Source organism: Rhodomicrobium sp., from assembly GCF_047605405.1.
In the GTDB taxonomy this organism is placed as follows: domain Bacteria; phylum Pseudomonadota; class Alphaproteobacteria; order Rhizobiales; family Rhodomicrobiaceae; genus Rhodomicrobium; species Rhodomicrobium lacus.
The window spans coordinates 85,149-103,971 of the sequence record NZ_JASGFR010000003.1; the positions used below are offsets into that span (position 1 = coordinate 85,149).

General features: G+C 63.3%; 19 protein-coding genes. 7 read left to right on the forward strand and 12 right to left on the reverse strand.

The genetic code is table 11. The features are described from left to right. The first annotated feature begins 46 nt into the window (after positions 1-46). The 5 genes from QM659_RS02215 to QM659_RS02235 all read left to right on the forward strand — a co-directional run bounded on the left by QM659_RS02215 (position 47) and on the right by QM659_RS02235 (position 6,039). Positions 47-1,093 carry a flagellar motor protein MotA gene (locus QM659_RS02215; protein ID WP_127077220.1) on the forward strand — a complete coding sequence of 349 codons (1,047 nt, stop codon included), beginning with the start codon at positions 47-49 and terminating at the stop codon, positions 1,091-1,093. 18 nt (positions 1,094-1,111) lie between these two features. After that, the gene (locus tag QM659_RS02220) at positions 1,112-2,131 is read left to right on the forward strand and encodes a peptidoglycan -binding protein (protein ID WP_303483798.1); all 1,020 of its coding nucleotides are present in this window, start codon (positions 1,112-1,114) and stop codon (positions 2,129-2,131) included. Positions 2,132-2,177: 46 nt separating this feature from the next. Continuing rightward, positions 2,178-2,792, forward strand: a complete 615-nt coding sequence (recR, locus tag QM659_RS02225; protein ID WP_415187219.1) for a recombination mediator RecR — start codon at positions 2,178-2,180, stop codon at positions 2,790-2,792. Positions 2,793-2,949: 157 nt separating this feature from the next. Continuing rightward, positions 2,950-5,493: a TIGR02302 family protein gene (locus QM659_RS02230; RefSeq protein ID WP_415187220.1), complete on the forward strand. Its 2,544-nt coding sequence runs from the start codon at positions 2,950-2,952 to the stop codon at positions 5,491-5,493. A 93-nt stretch (positions 5,494-5,586) separates the two neighbouring features. After that, positions 5,587-6,039 (forward strand): SufE family protein, encoded by a 453-nt coding sequence (locus tag QM659_RS02235; RefSeq protein WP_415187221.1) that lies wholly within the window; start codon positions 5,587-5,589, stop codon positions 6,037-6,039. A 155-nt stretch (positions 6,040-6,194) separates the two neighbouring features. Here QM659_RS02235 and QM659_RS02240 read toward each other — a convergent pair whose 3' ends face one another. The 11 genes from QM659_RS02240 to meaB all read right to left on the reverse strand — a co-directional run bounded on the left by QM659_RS02240 (position 6,195) and on the right by meaB (position 17,087). After that, positions 6,195-7,211, reverse strand: a complete 1,017-nt coding sequence (locus tag QM659_RS02240) for a histidine kinase dimerization/phosphoacceptor domain -containing protein (protein WP_415187222.1) — start codon at positions 7,209-7,211, stop codon at positions 6,195-6,197. Positions 7,212-7,703: 492 nt separating this feature from the next. Then, positions 7,704-8,699, reverse strand: coding sequence for an Ldh family oxidoreductase (locus QM659_RS02245; protein WP_415187223.1), 996 nt, complete (start codon positions 8,697-8,699; stop codon positions 7,704-7,706). A 17-nt stretch (positions 8,700-8,716) separates the two neighbouring features. Then, positions 8,717-9,658: a hydroxyacid dehydrogenase gene (locus QM659_RS02250; protein ID WP_415187224.1), complete on the reverse strand. Its 942-nt coding sequence runs from the start codon at positions 9,656-9,658 to the stop codon at positions 8,717-8,719. Between the two features lie 75 nt (positions 9,659-9,733). After that, a complete protein-coding gene (locus QM659_RS02255) occupies positions 9,734-10,999 on the reverse strand; it encodes a UxaA family hydrolase (RefSeq protein WP_415187225.1) in 1,266 nt (421 codons plus the stop codon). A gap of 10 nt (positions 11,000-11,009) precedes the next feature. Then, positions 11,010-11,324, reverse strand: coding sequence for a UxaA family hydrolase (locus QM659_RS02260; protein ID WP_415187226.1), 315 nt, complete (start codon positions 11,322-11,324; stop codon positions 11,010-11,012). A 158-nt stretch (positions 11,325-11,482) separates the two neighbouring features. Further along, positions 11,483-12,496: an ABC transporter substrate-binding protein gene (locus QM659_RS02265; protein WP_415187227.1), complete on the reverse strand. Its 1,014-nt coding sequence runs from the start codon at positions 12,494-12,496 to the stop codon at positions 11,483-11,485. 109 nt (positions 12,497-12,605) lie between these two features. Further along, entirely contained in the window at positions 12,606-13,484 is an 879-nt protein-coding gene (locus tag QM659_RS02270; RefSeq protein ID WP_415187228.1) for an ABC transporter permease, read from the reverse strand. Beyond that, positions 13,477-14,322, reverse strand: a complete 846-nt coding sequence (locus QM659_RS02275) for an ABC transporter ATP-binding protein (RefSeq protein WP_127079552.1) — start codon at positions 14,320-14,322, stop codon at positions 13,477-13,479. Before QM659_RS02275 ends, QM659_RS02270 begins: the two co-directional genes overlap by 8 nt. Before the next feature lie 267 nt (positions 14,323-14,589). After that, positions 14,590-15,408 (reverse strand): glycosyl hydrolase family 28-related protein, encoded by an 819-nt coding sequence (locus QM659_RS02280; protein WP_415187229.1) that lies wholly within the window; start codon positions 15,406-15,408, stop codon positions 14,590-14,592. Next, on the reverse strand, positions 15,344-16,072 hold the full coding sequence (locus QM659_RS02285; protein ID WP_415187230.1) for a hypothetical protein: 729 nt from the start codon (positions 16,070-16,072) through the stop codon (positions 15,344-15,346). The genes QM659_RS02280 and QM659_RS02285 overlap by 65 nt, the downstream gene beginning before the upstream one ends. A gap of 4 nt (positions 16,073-16,076) precedes the next feature. Then, complete coding sequence (gene meaB / locus QM659_RS02290) at positions 16,077-17,087, reverse strand: methylmalonyl Co-A mutase-associated GTPase MeaB (protein WP_415187231.1); 1,011 nt, start codon at positions 17,085-17,087, stop codon at positions 16,077-16,079. 130 nt (positions 17,088-17,217) lie between these two features. On the opposite strand from meaB, the gene QM659_RS02295 reads away from it, so the two are divergent. Next, entirely contained in the window at positions 17,218-17,490 is a 273-nt protein-coding gene (locus QM659_RS02295; protein ID WP_303483782.1) for a hypothetical protein, read from the forward strand. A gap of 47 nt (positions 17,491-17,537) precedes the next feature. Here QM659_RS02295 and QM659_RS02300 read toward each other — a convergent pair whose 3' ends face one another. After that, the gene (locus QM659_RS02300; RefSeq protein WP_415187232.1) at positions 17,538-18,128 is read right to left on the reverse strand and encodes a hypothetical protein; all 591 of its coding nucleotides are present in this window, start codon (positions 18,126-18,128) and stop codon (positions 17,538-17,540) included. 177 nt (positions 18,129-18,305) lie between these two features. On the opposite strand from QM659_RS02300, the gene rpoZ reads away from it, so the two are divergent. After that, entirely contained in the window at positions 18,306-18,716 is a 411-nt protein-coding gene (gene rpoZ / locus QM659_RS02305) for a DNA-directed RNA polymerase subunit omega (RefSeq protein ID WP_127079540.1), read from the forward strand. Positions 18,717-18,823 lie beyond the last annotated feature (107 nt).

Sequence of the window (18,823 nt, forward strand, 5' to 3'; positions counted from 1 at the left end):
AGCTTGAGTTTTGCACGGATCGACGCGACCGCGGGACACGCTGATCATGAGTAAATCGCCCTACTACAAGACGTTATCCGGCCCCGGACGGTTCGTCGGCCGCATGCTTCTCTTCCTGATCCTCGCCGGGCTGATCGGGTTCATAATTCATAAGCAGATCATCGAGAATTTCGACCACAACCGCCCGTTGAACACGTTGATCGTGGGCGTGCTGATCTTCGGCATCCTCTACACATTCCAGCAGGTCTTCCGCCTCTTTCCCGAAGTGCGCTGGGTCAATAATTTCCGGCTCTCCGATCCCGTGGCGACGGATCGCTCGCCCGCCATGCTCGCGCCGATGGCGACGCTGTTGCAGCGACGGCAGGGGCAGGGAACGATCTCGCCCGTCGCGATGCGCTCGATCCTCGACTCCATCGCCTCCCGGCTCGACGAAAGCCGCGAAACCACGCGCTATCTCGTCGGCCTCCTCATTTTCCTCGGCCTTCTCGGCACGTTCTGGGGCCTGCTCGAAACCACGGGATCGGTCGGGCAGACCATTTCCGCGCTGAATACCGAAGGCAAGGAAACGGCGGAAGTCTTTCAGGAACTGAAAACCGGCCTCGAAGCGCCGTTGCGCGGCATGGGCACGGCGTTTTCAGCCTCGCTGTTCGGCCTCGCCGGCTCGCTGATCCTCGGCTTCCTCGATCTTCAGGCCGGACAGGCGCAGGCGCGCTTCTACAACGAACTTGAAGAGTGGCTCTCGACCATCACCGAACTTCGTTCCGAAGGCCCGGCCGACGCGCCCGGCTCGCAGGCGCAGCTGCGGTTTGCGCTCCTCGACATGCAGCGCAGCATTTCCGACCTCGCTGAAAAGATCGAGCACGGTTTCATTCGCGGAGGTGGCGCGAACAGCGAGCATCTTGCCAAGCTTTCGGAAGGTATCGACAAGCTCGTTCAGCAGATGCGCGCTGAGCAGAAGGTGCTGCGCGAATGGGTGGATGAGCAATCGCATAATCAGGGCGAGCTTGCCGCCGTGCTGAAGGAACAGAACCGCCTCGCGGGTGCGCTTCGCGAGATCGCCGCGCGCGCCCGCCGCGACCCCGTGGACCGGTAGCAGCCGGAGGATCAGCCGATGGCCCTTTCCAAGCGCCGCCGCCCGCACGCCGTCGACTACTGGCCCGGCTTTGTCGATGCGTTGTCGACCCTGCTTCTGGTCGTGACCTTTCTCATGGTCCTGTTCATGGTCGCGCAATATTTCGCGGCGCAGGACGCGAGCGGCAAGGACACGGCGCTCGCCAAGCTTCAGCGTCAGATCGCGCAGATGGCCGACCTTCTCTCGCTCGAACGCTCGCAGAAGAAGACTGCGATGGAGGAATCGAGCGGGCTTCGCGAAACGCTTGCCGCGACCAGCGCCGAAAACAAGAGGCTGACGAGCCTCCTTTCCGTCGATTCGGCCAAAAGCGGCGACGCCCGTGTCGCGGCGATCACGACGCAGCTCGACGAGCAGAAAAGTATCACCGCGCAGGCGCTCGCGCAGGTGGAACTTCTGAACCAGCAGATCCTCGCGCTGAGGAAACAGCTCGCCGCGCTTGAAAATTCGCTCGGGGATTCCGACAAGCGCGACAAGCAGGCTCAGGCGCAGATCGCCGATCTCGGCCAGCGGCTCAACGTGGCGCTGGCCAAGCGTGTGCAGGAGCTTTCGCAATATCGTTCGACCTTCTTCGGCGAGCTGAAGAAGTCGCTCGGCGACCGGGACGATATCCAGGTCGTGGGCGACCGCTTCGTGTTCCAGTCCGAAATCTTCTTCGATAGCGGGTCTGCCGACCTGTCGCCGCTGGGCTACGCCGAACTCGACAAGCTCGCCACCGCTCTGAAAGACCTCGAAACCAAGATCCCGCGCGATATCAGCTGGGTTCTCAGGATCGACGGCCACACCGACGCGCGCCCCATCGCGACGGCGGCGTTCCGCTCGAACTGGGAGCTTTCCTCGCAGCGCGCCATCTCGGTCGTGAAATATCTCGTGTCGAAGGGCGTGCCGCCGAACCGGCTCGTCGCGGCGGGCTTCGGGGAATATCAGCCGCTTACGAGCGGGTATACCGAGGCCGACCTGCGCCGCAACCGCCGCATCGAACTGAAGCTCACAGAGAAGTAGACGCGGCGCGGTTGCGGATCGCGCGCCGCTTCGTTATCTGATCCCCATGCTGCCACCGCAAAAAAAGTCCTCCGGCGCCGAAATCGAAGAGCTGATCGCGCTGCTCACGAAGCTGCCGGGGCTCGGTCCGCGCTCGGCGCGCCGCGCGGCGTTGCACCTCATCAAGAAGCGCGAGCAGCTTCTCCTGCCGCTCGCCCGCGCGCTCGGCATCGCCGCCGACAAGATCGCGATCTGCAAGGAATGCGGCAACATAGATACGCAGCAGCCCTGCGCCATCTGCGCGGACGCGGGCCGCGACGCCACCACCATCTGCGTCGTGGAGGAGGTGGGCGATCTCTGGGCGCTGGAACGGGCGGGCATCGTTCGCTCGCGTTATCACGTGCTCGGCGGGACGCTGTCGCCCCTCGACGGGCGCGGGCCGGACGACCTCTTTCTCGCGAAGCTGATGGAGCGCGCGAGGCAACCCGGCGTTACGGAAATCATCCTCGCGCTCAACGCCACGGTGGAAGGGCAGTCGACGGCACACTATATCGCGGCAGAACTGGAAGGTTTGCCGTTGAGGGTGACGCGCCTCGCGCGGGGCGTGCCCGTGGGCGGCGAACTGGACTATCTCGACGAAGGGACGCTCGCCGCCGCGATCAAGCTTCGGCAACCGGTTTGAACCCTGGCTGCCGCCGACCGCCGCCTCATGGTCCGCTTGGCCTGATGCGGTGAATTTTGCATTTGATCAACACCCGCTGGTCGCACCAGAATGACCGGATGCATGCGCCAGAGCACTCGCCTTACGGTCGCTCTCTTTCCTGTGGTAACGTGTTGGAATGACGACGCAGAGTAGCAAGTCCGCAAACGAGGCCGAGGTCACGCCGCCGTCTCACGAGGACCGCCTCATCAGGCGGAAGGTGCGCGCCGCCCGCCGCGCGATGCTGGTCGAAAAGCTGTGGCCGCGCGTCTGGCTGCCGCTCGCGGTAGCTGGCGTTTTCGTGCTGCTCTCGGCGTTCGAGGTGTGGCAGATGCTTCCGCCCGCCGCGCATCTCGGGCTCTTGTGGGGCTTCGGTGCGGGGTTTGTCTTTTCGCTGGTGCCGCTCGTTTTCTGGCGGCCTCCGTCGCGTCAGGATGCGCTCGACCGCATCGAACGCGCCTCGGCCCTCGATCATCGCCCGCTGACGGCCTTTCAGGATACGCTTTCGCAGGATGCCTCACCGGAAATGCGCGCCCTTTGGGAAGCGCACCGCGCGCGTGCGGCCCGCTCGCTTGCGAAGCTCAAGACCGGCGAAGCGCGGCCGCGCGTCGACCGTTACGACCCCTTCGCCCTTCGCGCGCTTCTGCTGCTCCTGCTCGTGGCCGCGCTCGCATCGACACAAGCCGACTTGCCAAACCGTGTCCGCGCGGCTTTCGCGGTTCCCGATCTTCCGCTTCTGGGCGACGGCCTTCGCATCGACGCCTGGATTTCCCCTCCCGCCTATACGCGCAAGGAGCCGTTCGTGCTTTCGGCGAGCGTGCCCACCACCGAGGCTGTGCCCGTGCCGCAAGGCTCGACGCTGACCTTGAAGATCAACGGGGCTGGCGCGAAGGGGTATAGCGTTGCGCTGGCGTCGTCCGGCGGCAGGCAACCGGTGTTGCCGACCGCGCAGTCGACCGACACCTATGCCGAATATACGAGCACCATCGACGACGATGTAACGCTGTCCGTCGGCTGGACGCTCGGCTCGGAGCGATCCTGGCGCTTGAGCGTCGTGCCGGACAGCCCGCCGAGGATCGCATTTCATGGGCCGATCGAGGTATCGCCGCGCGCCGTGATGCTGCTGAAATACAAGGTCGATGACGATTACGGCGTCGCGAGCGCGGAAGCGCGTGTGGAACGCGTCATCATTCCGTCCTCCGGCGGCAAGGATAACGAGGCCGCCGAAGCGACGCCGCCGCCAGCTCTTCCGCAGATCGGCAAGCCGCCCGTGTTCCCCCTCTCACTTCCGCACGCGCCCGTGAAGGCCGCGGAGGCGAAGACCTACAAGGATCTCACATCCCATCCCTGGGCGGGCCTGCCGGTGGTGATCACGCTCGCCGCGAAGGATGAAGCAGGTCATGAAGGGCTGAGCGCGCCGCGCGGCATGATCCTTCCCGAGCGCAAATTCACGAAGACGCTCGCGCGCGGCGCTATCGATCAGCGCCGTTCGCTCGTGCAGAACCCGGCTGACACGGCGCGCGTCGCGGACAATCTCGACGCGCTGGCCGCAGCCGCGCAGGACGAAGGCGCGGCTGCACCGGTCTATCTCGGCCTGCGCTCGGCGTTCTGGCGTCTGAGGAACGAGCCGGACATCTCCGATATCGAGGATGTGGTCGAACAACTTTGGGATGTCGCCATTCGCATCGAGGACGGCAACCTGTCAGCCGCCGAGCGCGAGCTTCGCGCCGCGCAGGAGCGCCTGAAGGACGCCATCGAACGGGGCGCATCGCGCGAGGAAATCCAGAAGCTGATGGCCGAGCTTCGTCAGGCGCTGAACAGCTACCTGCAGGCGCTCAGGCAGCAGCAGAACAAGAACGCCGACCGCGCGGCCGCATCCTCCAACGCAAAGACGATCTCGCCGCAAGACCTCGCGCAGATGCTCGACAAGATCGAGAACCTCGCGAAATCGGGGTCCGCCGATGCCGCCGCGCAAATGCTGAACCAGCTCCGCGACATCCTCGAATCGCTGCAAACCGCTCAGGGCAGCGGCCAGAACCAGGAAGAGGACGCTGAAAGTCTTCAGAAGCTCGACCAGATGACCGACCTTCTGCGGAAACAGCAGCAGCTCCTCGACGACACATTCCGCGAGCAGCAGAAGCAGGACGAGAGCGCGGACGAAGACAAGAGCGCCGAGCCCCGGCAGGGACAAGGACCGCGCGGGCAGAAACAGGGGCGCGCCTCGGCGGAACTCGATCGGCGACAGGAAGACCTGCAGAAGCAGTTGCAGGAGCTTCTTTCCGACATGAATGCGGATGGAAAGGACCCGGTGCAGCAGAAGCTCCGCGAGGCTGAAGACGCAATGGGCGACGCCATCGATTCGCTCCGCCAGAAGCAGTTCGGCGATGCCGGAGAAGAGGAAGGCCGCGCGGTGGAAAGCCTGAGGCAGGGGACGCGCGCGCTCGCGGAGCAGATGATGCGCTCCGCCGGGGGGACGGGGAAAGGCAATCAGGCCAATCGCGATCCGCTGGGCCGCAAGCAGGACGGCCCTCTCGACAATACGGGCGATGACGTGAAAATCCCCGACGAGTCGAGCGGCCAGCGCGCCCGAGCCATCATGGACGAGCTGCGCAAGCGTCTCGGGGAGCCGTCGCGGCCGATCCTCGAACTCGATTACCTCGAACGCCTCATCAAACCCTATTGAGGTCGTCTTGCGAAATCGCGCCGGCGGCAAGATATTTGCATCAGGGAGCACAATCGCATTTTTGGGCGTTACGCGCCCGGACAGGACACACTCATGACCGGCTCAGCGAACATCGACGAACTCGTCGAGAATTTCGGTTTCCTCGACGATTGGGAGGACCGTTACCGCTATCTGATCGAGCTTGGCCGCGCGCTTGCCCCGCTCGAAGACGCCGAGCGCAACGACGTCACGAAAGTGCGCGGCTGCGCGAGCCAGGTGTGGGTTGTCAGCAAGGCGACAGGCTCCGGTCCAGACACCGTGATCGAACTGCGGGGCGATAGCGACGCGCATCTGGTCAAGGGGTTGATTGCGGTGGTGCTGGCGCTGTTCTCGGGACGGACCGCTCGCGAAATTCTCTCGACCGACGAGAAGGCCGTTTTCAAATCGCTCGGGCTGAACGATCATCTGACGCCGCAACGCTCGAACGGCCTCGCATCGATGGTGCAGCGGATCAAGCGCGATGCGCTTGCGGCGTCGGGCGCAGAGACCTCGGCGGCTGTGCATTGACCCGCTTGAGTTGGACTGTCCGACAGCATCAGGGCAGCAAATCGGCTTCGCGCTTTGACAAGCCCATGCTCATTTCGCACTTCGCATGACAAAGCGGCAAAGCCCGCCGGCGTCGAGGGCCGACATCCGGTTCACGGACCACGGCGGGATCCCGGTCACGCGGCCAGTGTCTGCAACTTGGACCGCCTAATTGCCTGGAATTTGATTTTCGCTTCGGTCCCTTTACTCGACGAGCGAATTTCGAATTCGCCCCTGAGTTGATTGGTCAGTTCTCGCACCAAAACCAATCCCCTTCCGGAACCAAAATCTCCATTCCGCAAACCGACCCCGTCGTCAGAAACGCAAAGCTGACAATCTGATCCCGAGACCGTGAGTGTCAGGGTGATCGAGCCGGGGCGCGAATTCGGAAAGGCATATTTCATCGAATTGGTAACAAGCTCATTCACAATGAGGCCAAGCGGCAAGGCTTCCGCGACCGTGAGATCAACGTTTTGAACCTGCTGTTCGAGCCGTATGTCACTTCTCATTCCCTGGCTATTTTTGATAGCCTCAAAGATTTCTCTTAAAAAGCGGGTGCTATCAAGGGTGATGGCACCATCGACGTTGTTGCAAAGCTGCCGGTGAAGCCGCGCAAAAATAAGGATTTGTTCCACCGTTTCATCGAGCGCGGTTCTTGCTCCTGAGTCTCGCACGTCAGAGGCTCTCAATCGGATGAGCGACGCAGCAGCCTGAAAATTGTTGGCAACACGATGGGTCATCTCGTTCAGCATCAGTCGGCTGTGCTCCTCGTGTTGTTTTGCGAGGGAGGCAGTCTCCTGCTCGGCGATGATCGACGCCACCATCCTTGCGAGCGCCGAAACGCTGATCGCGCCGATAACGGCGTACGCTTCGATTGCGATGAGATCGCCAGCGTACTGAATCCGTAAAGAACGATAAGGCTCGAAGAAAAGAAAAGACAAGGCCGAGCTGATAGCGATGGCAAGGAAGCCGTTGACGCGGCCGAAAGCTAACGCGCAGCAGGCAGATGCGATGTAGCATAGGAGGAAGGGTTCGCCAGGCACTTCGACAGCCACGGGCAACTGTATCAACGCTGCCGATGTGATGATCGCTCCCGTAATCATGAGCCGTAGAGACATCGGCCACGAATTTGATTTAATAAGCCACGCAACCATTAAATCACCATCTTAGAGAGAGAGCCAAAGCATCAGAAGGCGAAATTATGGCTGTATTGCGAATTCGAGCTGAGCGTTGTTTTGCGTGCTATTCCGATTTTCGTTGAAGGAGTGCTCAAGTTTATCGGCGTCGTCAATTTTTCATGAGTTTCGATTTAACATTTCTTGGTTTATCGCGCGAATAATAGAAAAGTCGACCTACGAATGGTGCCGATGCCTGCATTATCGGCGCACAAACCGCACGGCTCGCCGCACACCGAGCCTGCTGCCGCGTTGGCGGGGCACCGCGTTCCTCGGAAATGGAAGACGTCAGCGGTGAGAATGCGGACGCATGCGCCATCGATCACGGCACAATAAAAATCGCGCTGCAAAGGCGACGCTTGCGCCTGGGGATCTGGAGAGCCGGATCTGCCTGATGTGAGGTCTGTAATGTCGACGTCAGCCCCTCTGCCGCTGCTGACGGTCATGAACGGTCCGGATGCGGCGCCGGACCTATGCCCCAAGCGCTGCGATTTCCGCAACGAGCGGTTCTGCGACGTCGAGCCCATCCCGGCGCGAGGCCGCGCGGATCCGATATCGCCGCGCTCCCGGCAGGCGCGCGCCTTCCTGCGCTTCGATCATGCGAGCGAGCACTGCGAAACGCTCAAGGGCGTTGTCGGAGAAGACGAGCGGGTCGATGGCGATCAGGAGTTGGCCGGTCGCAGGCGGTTCGCCGATGTCATCGAGGAAGGACGTCGCTTCCGAAGCGAAGCGCGAACCGGTCAACCCAGCGGCCAGAAGCTCCACCATGAGCGCGAGCGCCACGCCCTTTGCGTCGCCGAGCGGGGCCATGGTGCCAGCCAGCGCGGCTGCCGGGTCTGTCGTCGGGCGGCCTTCGGCATCCATGGCCCAGTCCGGCGGGATCGCCTCGCCCTTGCGCTTGGCCGCGATGATGTTGCCGCGCGCCACCTTCGACAGCGACATGTCGACGACGATGGGATCGCCGGCCGGCAGCGGACAGCCAAAGGCGAGCGGGTTTGTGCCGAAAAGCGGGGTTCGCCCGCCCCAGGGCGCCATCGCGGCGGGGGCGTTGGCAAACAGCAGCGAGACGATACCGTTTCGGGCGAGGGCTTCGACGGGAAGCCCCGCCGCGCCGCAATGATGCGAATGCGTAACGCCTGCCAGCGCGATGCCGTGCGTGCGGGCGAGCGGCACGAGCCGCTCGACGGCGAATTCCAGCGCGGGATAGGCGAAGCCGTAACCGGCGTCGATGAGAAGCGCCGCAGGGCGCGTGAGCGTTGCGGAAGGCACCGCGTCGCCCTTCACTTTTCCCGACTTCAACTGCGCCGCGTAGGTCGGCACGCGCACCAGCCCGTGCCCCTTGAGGCCATCCGCCTCCGCGGCAACGAGCGCGCGCGCGGTGCTGGCGGCATTGGATGCATTCGCGCCCGAGCGTTGCAGGGCCTGGGCGGTCAGCTCTTCCGCCTCGTCGATGGTCAAGATCGGCATTATCGGCTCCGAATGCGTCAGGCTTCGGCAAGATGGCGGCGGACATTGGCGACGGTCAATTCCGACACGCGCCGGTTTGCCTCCGCCGTAAGCCCCGCGATATGCGGCGTTAGAACAAGGTTTGGCAAGCCCTCGAAGCGCTCTGCGTAGCCTTGCGGAAACGGCTCCGCGTCGAACACGTCGAGCGCCGCGCCGCCAAGCCGTCCTTCGCGAAGGGCGCGGGCCAGCGCGCGCTCGTCCGCCACGCCGCCGCGCGCCGTGTTGATGAGGATCGCGCCGGGCTTCATGCGGCCAAGCGCGCGCTCGTCGATGAGGCCGCGCGTGGCATCCGTCAGCGGCACGTGAAGCGATAGGATGTCCGACGCGGCGAGCAGCGCGTCGAGGCCCAGCGGCTCCACGCGGCCGAAATCCTGCGTCCATGCCGCATCGTCATTGGCGACGAAAGGATCGTGAGCCGCGACAGTCATGCCGAGAGCCGCCGCACGTCGCGCCACGTGCCGCGCAATCGCGCCGAAGCCGACAAGGCCGAGACGCTTGCCGTAAACCTCGCCGCCGTTCATCAGCGCCTGACGCGGCCAGCCGCCTTTCGCCAGTTCCGCGCTCGCTCCGAACGCGCCGCGCATGAGCAGCAGCGCCGCCGCGATCACATATTCCGCCACGGAAATGTCGTTCGCGCCGCTTGCCGGATAAACGGCGATGCCGCGCGCCTTGCATGCGGCGGTGTCGATGTTGTCGAGGCCGACACCGAGACGGCCAATACATTTGAGCCGCGCCGCCGCATCGAGGAGCGCGCCCTTCACCTGTGTGCGGTTGCGCACGATGAGCGCGTCCGCGTCGGCAACCTCGGCGAAGAGCGCGTCGCGCTTGTCGACCAGTTCGGGATCGTAGACGACCTCCACGCCGGGCAACCCGGCGCGCAGCATGTCCTCGTCCATGAACTCCGTCACCACAACTTTCATGGGTTCTCCCGATCCTCCGGGCGCGCTCGCTGCTTTCGCATGCGTGCGCCCGGCCGAGGTTCGGCCTATCGCGCGTCAGGCGCTGCGATAAAGCTTGGTGATGACGAACTCGCGGTGGCCGAGTGCTTCCGCCGCCGTGAGCCGCCCGTTCGCCGTGCGCACGATCATGTCGATGAGCGAGTCGCCCGCCTGACTGATGGTGATCTCGCGCCGCAGAACGCCCGACACGTCCACGTCGATATGCTCGCCCATGGTGCGGATCGTGCGCGGATTGCCGCTGATCTTGATGACCGGCAGGATCGGGTTGCCGATGACGTTGCCCTGACCCGTCGGAAAGGTGTGGACCACGTAGCCCGCAGCCGCCATCAGCGTCACGCACTCGGCCGCTGCCGAGGATGAGTCCATGAAGTAGAGGCCGGGGCCTTTCGCGGGAGCCTCGGCGGGCTCAAGCGCGTCGAGGAACTTGGAATTGTGGCCGATCTTTTCGAGGTTGCCGAGCGCCTTCTCTTCGATGGTCGTGAGGCCGCCCGCGATGTTGCCCTTGGTGGGCTGGCTGTCGGAAAGGTCGTTCGTCTTGTGCGCTTCGATCACGTCTTCCTGATACGCCTTCCACATGGCATACCACTTCTCGCCGATCTCGGGCGTCGCGGCGCGCTCGCGGGCCAGATGCTCCGCGCCGGTGATTTCGGTCGTTTCGCCGAAGACGCCATAGATGCCGAGCGGGATCAGCTTGTCATACATGTTGCCCACTGCGGGGCAGGAGGAAAGGCCCGTCGTCGTGTCGGACTCGCCGCACTTCGTCGAAACCCAAAGCTCGGAAATCGGGGCTTCCTCGCGCGGCAGCTCGGTCGCCCACTGCACGAACTTCTTCGCCGCGTAGCTCGCCTTCGCGACGGTCGCTATGTCGCCGTGGCCCTCGATGCCGAAGCCGACGACGGGCTTGCCCGTTTTCGCGATGCCTTCGACGACGCGGTTCGTCCACTGGTCCTCGATGCCGATCACGACGACGGCGGCGACGTTCGGATTGGAGCCTGTGCCGATCAGCGTGCGGAAGAAGAGTTCGAGGTCTTCGCCGAACTGGAGGCGGCCATAGGCGTGGGGCAGCGCCAGCGTGCCCTTGACCTGCGCCGCAACGGCTTCGGAAGCCGCATTGGAAAGGTCGTCGAGCGGCAGGATGACGACGTGATTACGAACGCCGACGCGGCCGTTTTCGCGCCGCCAGCCCGTGAAGGTGGCCTTCGCGTAGTCCTGCGAGGCCCGTTTCCCGGAAAGCGCCGGTGTGAAGAACTGATCCGGGGCGCCGCCGACGAACGGGCTTTGCTTGCCTTGCACTATGCTCATCGTGGCGTCCTTACCAGCGCTTGGTCTTGAGATTGTGGATGTGGACGTGTTCGCCCTTGGCGACGTCCTTCACGATGCGGCCCACGTCCTGACCGTATTTGATGGCCGTTTCGCCCGCTTTCAGATCCCTGAGCGCGACCTTGTGGCCGATCGGGATGTCCTGTTTCACCAGCACCTGAAAGGGCGCGTCGGTCTCGGTGATCACGCCGAACGCGGTCGTGCCTGCGCTCAGCCCCTCGATCACCGCAACGGCCACGTTATCCGCCGGATTGTGGGCGAGGACATGCGGAATGCTGCCCCCATCCCGTTTCGCGGGTTCGCTCATATCTGATTTTCCTTAGTCATTTCTCACGCTTGTATACGATATCGCCGATGCAATGAAGACGCCCCGCCAAGCTTATGCGCCGGCGGGGCGCACGACAGTCGCAATTTTCGGTTACCGTCAGTCTGCCTCGCCTCGCTCTATCCGAGCGCGCAGCGGTCTCAGCTCCCGGGCAGGTGATGGATGTCGTCGAAGAAGACGTCCTTCCAGCTGGCGGGCTTCGCCGAGATCGCGCCCGTCGAATACATGAAGTCCGCATAATCGACGATCTTCTTGGGCGTCAGCGTCCATTCGTTTTCGGGCTTCGTAATCAGCTCTGCCGCCTGCTCCGGCGTCAGCTTCGATTTTTCGGCCTTGACCCAGATCTCGGCGGCCTTCAGAGGCTCGGCCTTGATGAACGAAATGGCCTCCTCAAGCGCGGCGAGAAACGCCTTGATCACCTTGGGGTTTTCGTCGTGGAACTTCGACGTCGCCCAGACCGAATTGTAGGTGTGCGGGCCGCCGAGCACTTCGTAGCTGTCGAGCACCTTGTGGACGCGTGGATCGGCAAGCTCGTCATAGGCGAACGGTGCGGCGGTGAAGTGCCCCGTAACCTCCGATTTTCCGCTCAGAAGCGCCGCCTGACCGTCCGGGTGGCCGAGCGAGATCGTGATCGAGTCGAGCTTGTTCGCCTGACCCTTGCCGAACGCCTTCTCGGCGGCAATCTGCAACGTCACCGCCTGAATCGAGGATTTCACGGCGGGCAGCGCGATCTTGTCCTTTTCCGTGAAGTCCTTGATGGTCTTAACGTTCGGGTTGTTGGTGTTGAGAATGATCGGCATCGCGTTGAAGGACGTGACGCCCTTCACCTTGAAATTGTTCTGCGTCTTGCCCCAGATCGTCAGGAGAGGCCCCACTCCGCCCGATGCGAAATCGAGGTTGCCGGACAGGATCGCCTCGTTCATGCCCGAGCCGCCGGTGAAGCGCAGCCACTCGACCGACACATCGAGGCCGAGTTCCTTCGCGTGCTTTTCGATAAGTTTCTGCTCTTCGAGAAGCACCAGCGGCAGATAGGAAATGCCGAACTGCTTCGCGATGCGGACGGTGCCGGTTTCGGCGTTCGCCTGTGGCGTCGCCGTTGCTAGAAACAGGAACCCGGCGACGGCAGCCGCCAAACTTCGGAACAGGTTCTTCATGATCTTTTCCCCTCTATCGCGAGCGACGGCTCGCGCAAATTTTCACGCCGTCCCACAAGGCAAGCGCTGCGCCGAACAAGCGGCGGCTCGCGTCGCGACCGACACGGATTCAAGACTGCATGCCCCAACGCCGCACGGTCCTTTCCTCAAGCGTGCGGAAGATCAGCCCTTCCACCGCAAGCCCGATCAGGATCACCGTGAAAAGCCCGGCGAAGACGTTCGCGATTTCGAGCTGGTTCTTGTTCTCGAAGATGAACCAGCCGAGACCGCCGCTTCCCGAACTGACGCCGAACACGAGTTCCGCCGCGATCAGCGTGCGCCATGCGAAGGCCCAGCCCACCTTGAGGCCCGTGATGAGGCTTGGCAGCGCCGCAGGAATGAGGATCTGGCGCACTGTCGCGAACAGGCCGAGGCCGTAGTTCCGTCCGACCATGCGCAGCGTCGGCGATACGGACTTGAAGCCCGAATTCGCATTCAGCGCGACAGGCCAGAGTACCGAATGGACGAGAACGAAAACGATGCTCTGCGTGCCCAACCCGAACCAGATCAGCGCCAGCGGCAAGAGCGCGATGGCGGGCAGCGGATTGAACATCGCGGTGAGCGTTTCGAGCAGGTCGTCGCCGACGCGCGTAACGAGAGCGAGAACGGTGATGGCCGCGGCGATCAGAATGCCGAGGCTGTAGCCCGTCAGCAGCACCTTGAGCGATGACCAGACGCGCGCGGGCAACGTGCCGTCCTCGATGCAGTCGGCGAAGGCCGTAACGGTCTGGAAAAAGGTCGGGAAAAGCAGGTCGTTGTTGAGCTGGCGCGCGTACAGCTCCCATGCCGTGGCGAGCAGAACGAGGATGACGCTCTTCCGGAAGACGCCGCTCATCCACAGCCGCGCGGCAAACGAAATTCGCTTTTCGGTCGGGCCGATGGCGGACGTCGCCTTTGTCTCGAAGAAGACGTCGGGGCGCTCCACGGCGCCGGTCACGGGCTCAGACATGCGCGGGTGCGTGTGCGGCCGCGCCGTCACCGTCCGAGAAGAGAATATCGTGGATCATCGTTTCGAGCCCCGCGTCGGAAACGCCGTCGCCACGCGAGCCGATCTCCGCCTTGACCTGTCCCGGCAGCGCGGACAGGAGCAGAATGCGGTTGCCGAGCTTGACGGCCTCGCTGATGGAGTGCGTGACAAACAGGAGTGTGACCCGCGTGTCGTTCCAGAGCCGCAGCAACTCGTCCTGCATCCGGTCGCGGGTCAGGGCGTCGAGGGCCGCAAACGGCTCGTCCATCAGCAGAATGTCCGGCTCCATCGCCATTCCCCGCGCGATGGCCACGCGCTGTTTCATACCGCCCGAGAGCGTATGCGGATAGGCATTTGCAAACTTGTCGAGCTTGACCTTCTCGATGTAGTACGCGGCGCGGTCTTCGGCTTCGGCGCGGGAGAACTTGCCCGTGGCGCGCAACGGAAAAAGGATGTTCTCGCGGACCGTTTTCCACGGCGCGAGCTGATCGAACTCCTGAAACACCATCATCCGGTCGGGGCCCGGTTTCCGGATCTTCTGACCGTTGAGAAGAATTTCGCCTTCGGTAGGCCGGATGAAACCGCCCACTGCCTTCAGCAGCGTCGATTTTCCGCAACCCGAAGGGCCGAGCAGGATGTAACGGTCCGATTTGAAGACGTTGAAATCCACGCGATAGGTGGCGGTCACGATGCGGTCGCGCGTCTTGTATTGAAGCGTTACGCCATCGAGCGTCAGAAAAGGCGCACCCTCCGTGCTTCGTCGGGGCGCACTCACCGGTTCGCCGACAAAATCGGGCTGGCTCGGTCTTGAGAAAAACATCGTATGGCTCGGCCGGTTTGCGGTTTCGCCAAATTATTCTTTGAAGGTACGGAAAGTGTCAAACAAGCGGCGCAGTGTATACATTCCCCGGCAAGTATTATATCGGGAAAAGATGCCGCTCGCTTTCCTCGTTTGCAGGTTGAATTTTGCGTCAGCCCCACGATGCGCGGCATCTGCATTCTTTAGGGATCGCCCGCGAATTTTGCGGCCCGGATCAGCCTGCCTCGATCGGCGTCGCTGACGGCGCGGCGCGCCGGACGTCAACGGTCACATCGACACATTCGCGGCGATGGCGAGGTTGCGAAAGGCTTCAGAGCCGCCGCGCGTCAGATCCTTGCCGATCATCGTCTCCCCATCGAGCGCGCGTATGCCGCCTTCCCTTGCACCGGCGATCAGGTTCATTGTGATCATGGCGTAGCCCTGCTCGGCGCTTGAAACGCCGATGCCGACCGAAGTCCCGTCGATGGAGTTGGCGATCACGCTCACCGTGCCGAGCCGCCACGCGTTGCCGATGCGAAGGCCGAAGCGCCCGCGACCGCTGACAAGGTTGTTCGTGACGAGGCCGTCACCTTCGACCCAGATGGCGGCTTTCGCACAGGAGGACGCGCGATTGCCGGTGACGAGCAGGCCCGAGCCCCCGCAATAGAGGCCGTCGCCGTCGCTCGAAAGAACTTCGCACTCTGCCACGGTCAGATTGCGGCATTCGCGCGCGACGAGGCCCTGATTGATGAAGGACAGACCGCGCAGGGTCACGCTCTCTTTGCCGACGCACTCGAATGCCGGGCGGCCGGGTGGTGCGACGATCACGCTTAGGCCCGACGTTCCGATGAGCGTTGCCCTGGCCGGGAGCTGGACGCCCGACACACGATAACGTCCCGCCGGCACGAGGATCGGCTGCCCCGCTTCGGCAAGGGCGTCGATGGCCTTTTGCAGCGCGGACGTCTGATCCGCTTCACCGTTCGCGATGACGCCGAAATCGGAGAGCGCCCTGCCGGACCGCTCCGCGACGGCGACAGCCGCTTCAGCCGCGCTCGCACCGAACAGGGCCGCCGCTCCGCCCAAGCCTATGAAATGTCTGCGATCCATCGCGGTATCGTCTCCTGCCTTGGCGTGCCGTTTGCCTCTTCGCGCTTAGCACGGCTTCGGCGGCGGCCTGAACGAGAATTCGGGCGGCATCCACGGCTTGCGTCATCGTTATGCGGGAGCGCAGCGAAGGATCACCCAGAACCGGCATATGAATGAACGCGGCCAGCGGCCCGCCATCGCCCTCGCGCGCAAGGCTTCGGTAGTAAAGTGCGTTGCAAAGATAACGGCCGGCGTTTCGCGACAGTTCCGCTGGAACGTTCGCCCGGCGCAAGGCGCGTATGAGGTGAAGCGGAGCGAGCGTCGGCGCGAGGAGTGGCTTGCCCGCCCGCACGAGCGGCATCGGCGGCGCGATCCGGCCATGGGCATCCGGTCGCTGGCCGCACATGTTCACTGCGCGGGACTCGATCTCGAAGGCCGTGGCGCGCCTCGAAACGCCAAAATGAAGCACAGCATCGGGCGCGAAAGCGGCGACGGCGCTGCTTGCGGCCTTATGAGCGCTCTCCCAGGTCACGGGAAGAACCGCGGTTGAAACCTCGATCCCGTTTGCGCGGAATGGGGCTTGCGTCGCAAGGAGGCGCACGAGCGTTTCCGACGCGTTATGCGGCACGCCGGGAAAAGGGCCGAAGCCGGTCACGAGCACGCGGATGGGATACGCGCGTTTCATTGGCTCAACCGCGCCCGAAAATCAGGGCGGTAACCTCGTCGGCGGCGACGGACGGCGGTTTGACGCCGCTGCGTACCTCGCTTTCGAGCGCGGCGATTTTCGCGGTAGCCGCTTCGTTCGCAAGAAATGCCTGCCGGATCTGCTCCTCGATCATCGCGTGCATCCAGCGCACGTCCTGATCGCGGCGCTTGGACGTGAATTCCCCCGTCGCTTCGAGGGTTGCGCGATGGGTGAGCACATTCGTCCACAAATCGTCGAGGCCGATGCCATCGCGCGAGGAGATCGTAATGACGGGCGGTTTCCACGTTGCGCTTGCGGGGGTGAGGATGTGGAGGGCGGCGCGATAATCTCCGGCGGCGCGGCGCGCGGCGTACTCGTTACCGCTATCGGCCTTGGTAATCGCGATCATGTCGGCGAGCTCCATCACGCCTTTCTTGATGCCCTGCAATTCGTCGCCGCCGCCCGCGATCATCAGCAGAAGGAAGAAATCAACCATGCCGGCGACGGTGACCTCCGACTGCCCGACGCCGACCGTCTCGACAAGGATCACGTCGAAGCCTGCCGCCTCGCAAAGAAGGATCGTTTCGCGCGTTGTACGCGCCACGCCGCCGAGCGTTCCCGAGGATGGGGAGGGGCGAATGAATGCGTTCTCTTCTGCGGCGAGCGATGCCATGCGGGTCTTGTCGCCGAGGATCGCGCCGCCCGACCGCGTCGAGGACGGATCGACCGCGAGCACGGCCACGCGGTGCCCCTTCCGCACAAGCAGCGTTCCCAGCGCGTCGATCATGGTCGACTTGCCCGCGCCGGGCACGCCGGTTATGCCCACGCGGAGCGCGCGCCCTGCCGCATCGTTCAGTGTCGTCAGCAAAAGCCGCGCCTTCACGCGGTGCGCGGGTTTTCGGCTCTCGATCAGGGTGATGGCGCGCGCGACGGACACGCGATTGCCGGAGCGAACGCCCCGCGCAAGTTCTTCGACGTCTTTGTGATCCGCATGCGGAAGCGATTCAGCGCTCATGGGAAAAGGCTTAGAAGAACCGCGTCCGAGAGACAAGATGTGCGCGGTCCAAAAAAGGTTAACGGGCGGTCTCGAATTGCGAAACAGTTTTCCACTTCGTATGATGGCGCGAACAGAAGCGCGAGGCACGATGATCGACGAGTCCGATATTGCGACGCTGAACCGGCGCCTGACGCTTCTCGAAGAAGACGCGAAGGGCGAAAAAGCCGTGTCCCGCCACATCCTGCGCAAGGTGACGGATAATGAAAACGCGCTCCTCGAGGTCAAGGCGGAACTCGGCGACATCCGGAAAGAAGTGTCGGCGCTGAGAAGCGAGATCGTCGCGCTTCGCTCGGATCTCCCGGGCATCGTGGCAACCTGTGTGACGGCGATCATTCGCGAGGAGTTGTCGCGCGGGCATTGACACCCCTGTGAATGACAAGGGGATGCAGGAAGCGCATCCCCCTCGGATTACATCGCGCGCGGCTGTTGTCTGCCCGTGCCGCTCTCCTTTTGAGGAAAGGCGGCGGCCCTATCGCGATCGCCGTCATTCCGGTACTCGTCGGCGCGCGCTTTAATGTCGACCGGGTGATGGCGCCGCATGATGCGTTCCGCTTCGTCGGCCTTGTCCTCATGGACGCGGAGTGAGACAAGCGTGCCGCCGCGTTTCAGCGATTCGGCGTAAACTTCGGCTTCGTCTTCCGAAATGCCGTAGGCGACCAGCCCGCCGAGAAGACCGCCCGCTACCGCGCCCGTCGCCGCGCCTGCCAGCGTCGTTGCCAGGACGCCCGCCGCAACGAGCGGGCCGATGCCCGGTATGGCCACAAGGCCCAGTGAAGCGAGCATGCCTGCCCCTGCGCCTGCAACGCCACCAAGCGTTGCACCTGTGGCGGCGGCATCTCCCTCCTCGTTCTCCTCTATTGCGTGGAAAGCCTCATCAGCCTTCGGATTGGTGCCGATGATGCTGATTTCATCGCGGTGAAAATCGGCCGCCTCAAGCTCTTTTATGGCGCAACCGGCGCTTTCGTAGGTATCGTAGACGTGAGTTATGCTGACAGTCATGACATGTCTTCCGCATTGAGTGGCGCTTCATCTCTCTTGTCAGGAAAAGGCATGCGGGTATGCGCGTGTTCCGGCCGGGGCAAGGGAAAGCTTCCGGCAAGCCACTCGTGCCAACTTGAGCTTGCAAATGCTGGGCGGCGGTCCTATTTTAGCGACCTTCCAACATTTGAGGTGTTCATGGCACGCGTCACCGTAGAAGATTGCGTTGATAAGGTATCGAATCGCTTCGAACTTGTGCTTCTCGCTGCGCACAGGGCAAGGGCGGTGTCGGCCGGCGCGCCTATCACGATCGATCGCGACAACGACAAGAATCCGGTGGTGGCGCTTCGCGAAATCGCCGATCAGACCGTTTCGCCGGAAGATCTCAAGGAAGACCTGATCCACTCGCTGCAATCCCATGTCGAGGTCGACGAGCCGGAAGCCGAGGCTGCGCCGTCGCTGCCGAGTTCGCGGCAGGTCAACGTGCTCGGCCCGGACGATCAGTTCGCCGATCAGCAGATCGACCGCATCACCGAGGAAGAGCTTCTCCAGGGGCTCGCGCGCAGCATTCCGGCCGAGGCCGCGAGCGGCGGGCGCTCGAAGGGGTAAATTCGCTGTTCACGGCGCTGCGTCACGCTTGGTTAAGTTCGGAATTTCACTTATTCTCGTGGCGTAAATAAAGAACAACAGACAGTCGAGGCCGTGCAGCTTGAAAC

Excerpts from the sequence above, each read along its gene's own strand:
- QM659_RS02285 (WP_415187230.1), bottom strand. The coding sequence starts at position 16,072 with ATGAAACGCGCGTATCCCATCCGCGTGCTCGTGACCGGCTTCGGCCCT.
- QM659_RS02270 (WP_415187228.1), bottom strand. The coding sequence starts at position 13,484 with ATGTCTGAGCCCGTGACCGGCGCCGTGGAGCGCCCCGACGTCTTCTTC.
- QM659_RS02275 (WP_127079552.1), bottom strand. The coding sequence starts at position 14,322 with ATGTTTTTCTCAAGACCGAGCCAGCCCGATTTTGTCGGCGAACCGGTG.
- QM659_RS02240 (WP_415187222.1), bottom strand. The coding sequence starts at position 7,211 with ATGGTTGCGTGGCTTATTAAATCAAATTCGTGGCCGATGTCTCTACGG.
- QM659_RS02230 (WP_415187220.1), top strand. The coding sequence starts at position 2,950 with ATGACGACGCAGAGTAGCAAGTCCGCAAACGAGGCCGAGGTCACGCCG.
- QM659_RS02280 (WP_415187229.1), bottom strand. The coding sequence starts at position 15,408 with ATGGATCGCAGACATTTCATAGGCTTGGGCGGAGCGGCGGCCCTGTTC.
- QM659_RS02255 (WP_415187225.1), bottom strand. The coding sequence starts at position 10,999 with ATGAGCATAGTGCAAGGCAAGCAAAGCCCGTTCGTCGGCGGCGCCCCG.
- QM659_RS02235 (WP_415187221.1), top strand. The coding sequence starts at position 5,587 with ATGACCGGCTCAGCGAACATCGACGAACTCGTCGAGAATTTCGGTTTC.
- meaB (WP_415187231.1), bottom strand. The coding sequence starts at position 17,087 with ATGAGCGCTGAATCGCTTCCGCATGCGGATCACAAAGACGTCGAAGAA.
- QM659_RS02295 (WP_303483782.1), top strand. The coding sequence starts at position 17,218 with ATGATCGACGAGTCCGATATTGCGACGCTGAACCGGCGCCTGACGCTT.
- QM659_RS02265 (WP_415187227.1), bottom strand. The coding sequence starts at position 12,496 with ATGAAGAACCTGTTCCGAAGTTTGGCGGCTGCCGTCGCCGGGTTCCTG.
- QM659_RS02215 (WP_127077220.1), top strand. The coding sequence starts at position 47 with ATGAGTAAATCGCCCTACTACAAGACGTTATCCGGCCCCGGACGGTTC.
- QM659_RS02300 (WP_415187232.1), bottom strand. The coding sequence starts at position 18,128 with ATGACTGTCAGCATAACTCACGTCTACGATACCTACGAAAGCGCCGGT.
- QM659_RS02250 (WP_415187224.1), bottom strand. The coding sequence starts at position 9,658 with ATGAAAGTTGTGGTGACGGAGTTCATGGACGAGGACATGCTGCGCGCC.
- QM659_RS02245 (WP_415187223.1), bottom strand. The coding sequence starts at position 8,699 with ATGCCGATCTTGACCATCGACGAGGCGGAAGAGCTGACCGCCCAGGCC.
- recR (WP_415187219.1), top strand. The coding sequence starts at position 2,178 with ATGCTGCCACCGCAAAAAAAGTCCTCCGGCGCCGAAATCGAAGAGCTG.
- QM659_RS02260 (WP_415187226.1), bottom strand. The coding sequence starts at position 11,324 with ATGAGCGAACCCGCGAAACGGGATGGGGGCAGCATTCCGCATGTCCTC.
- QM659_RS02220 (WP_303483798.1), top strand. The coding sequence starts at position 1,112 with ATGGCCCTTTCCAAGCGCCGCCGCCCGCACGCCGTCGACTACTGGCCC.
- rpoZ (WP_127079540.1), top strand. The coding sequence starts at position 18,306 with ATGGCACGCGTCACCGTAGAAGATTGCGTTGATAAGGTATCGAATCGC.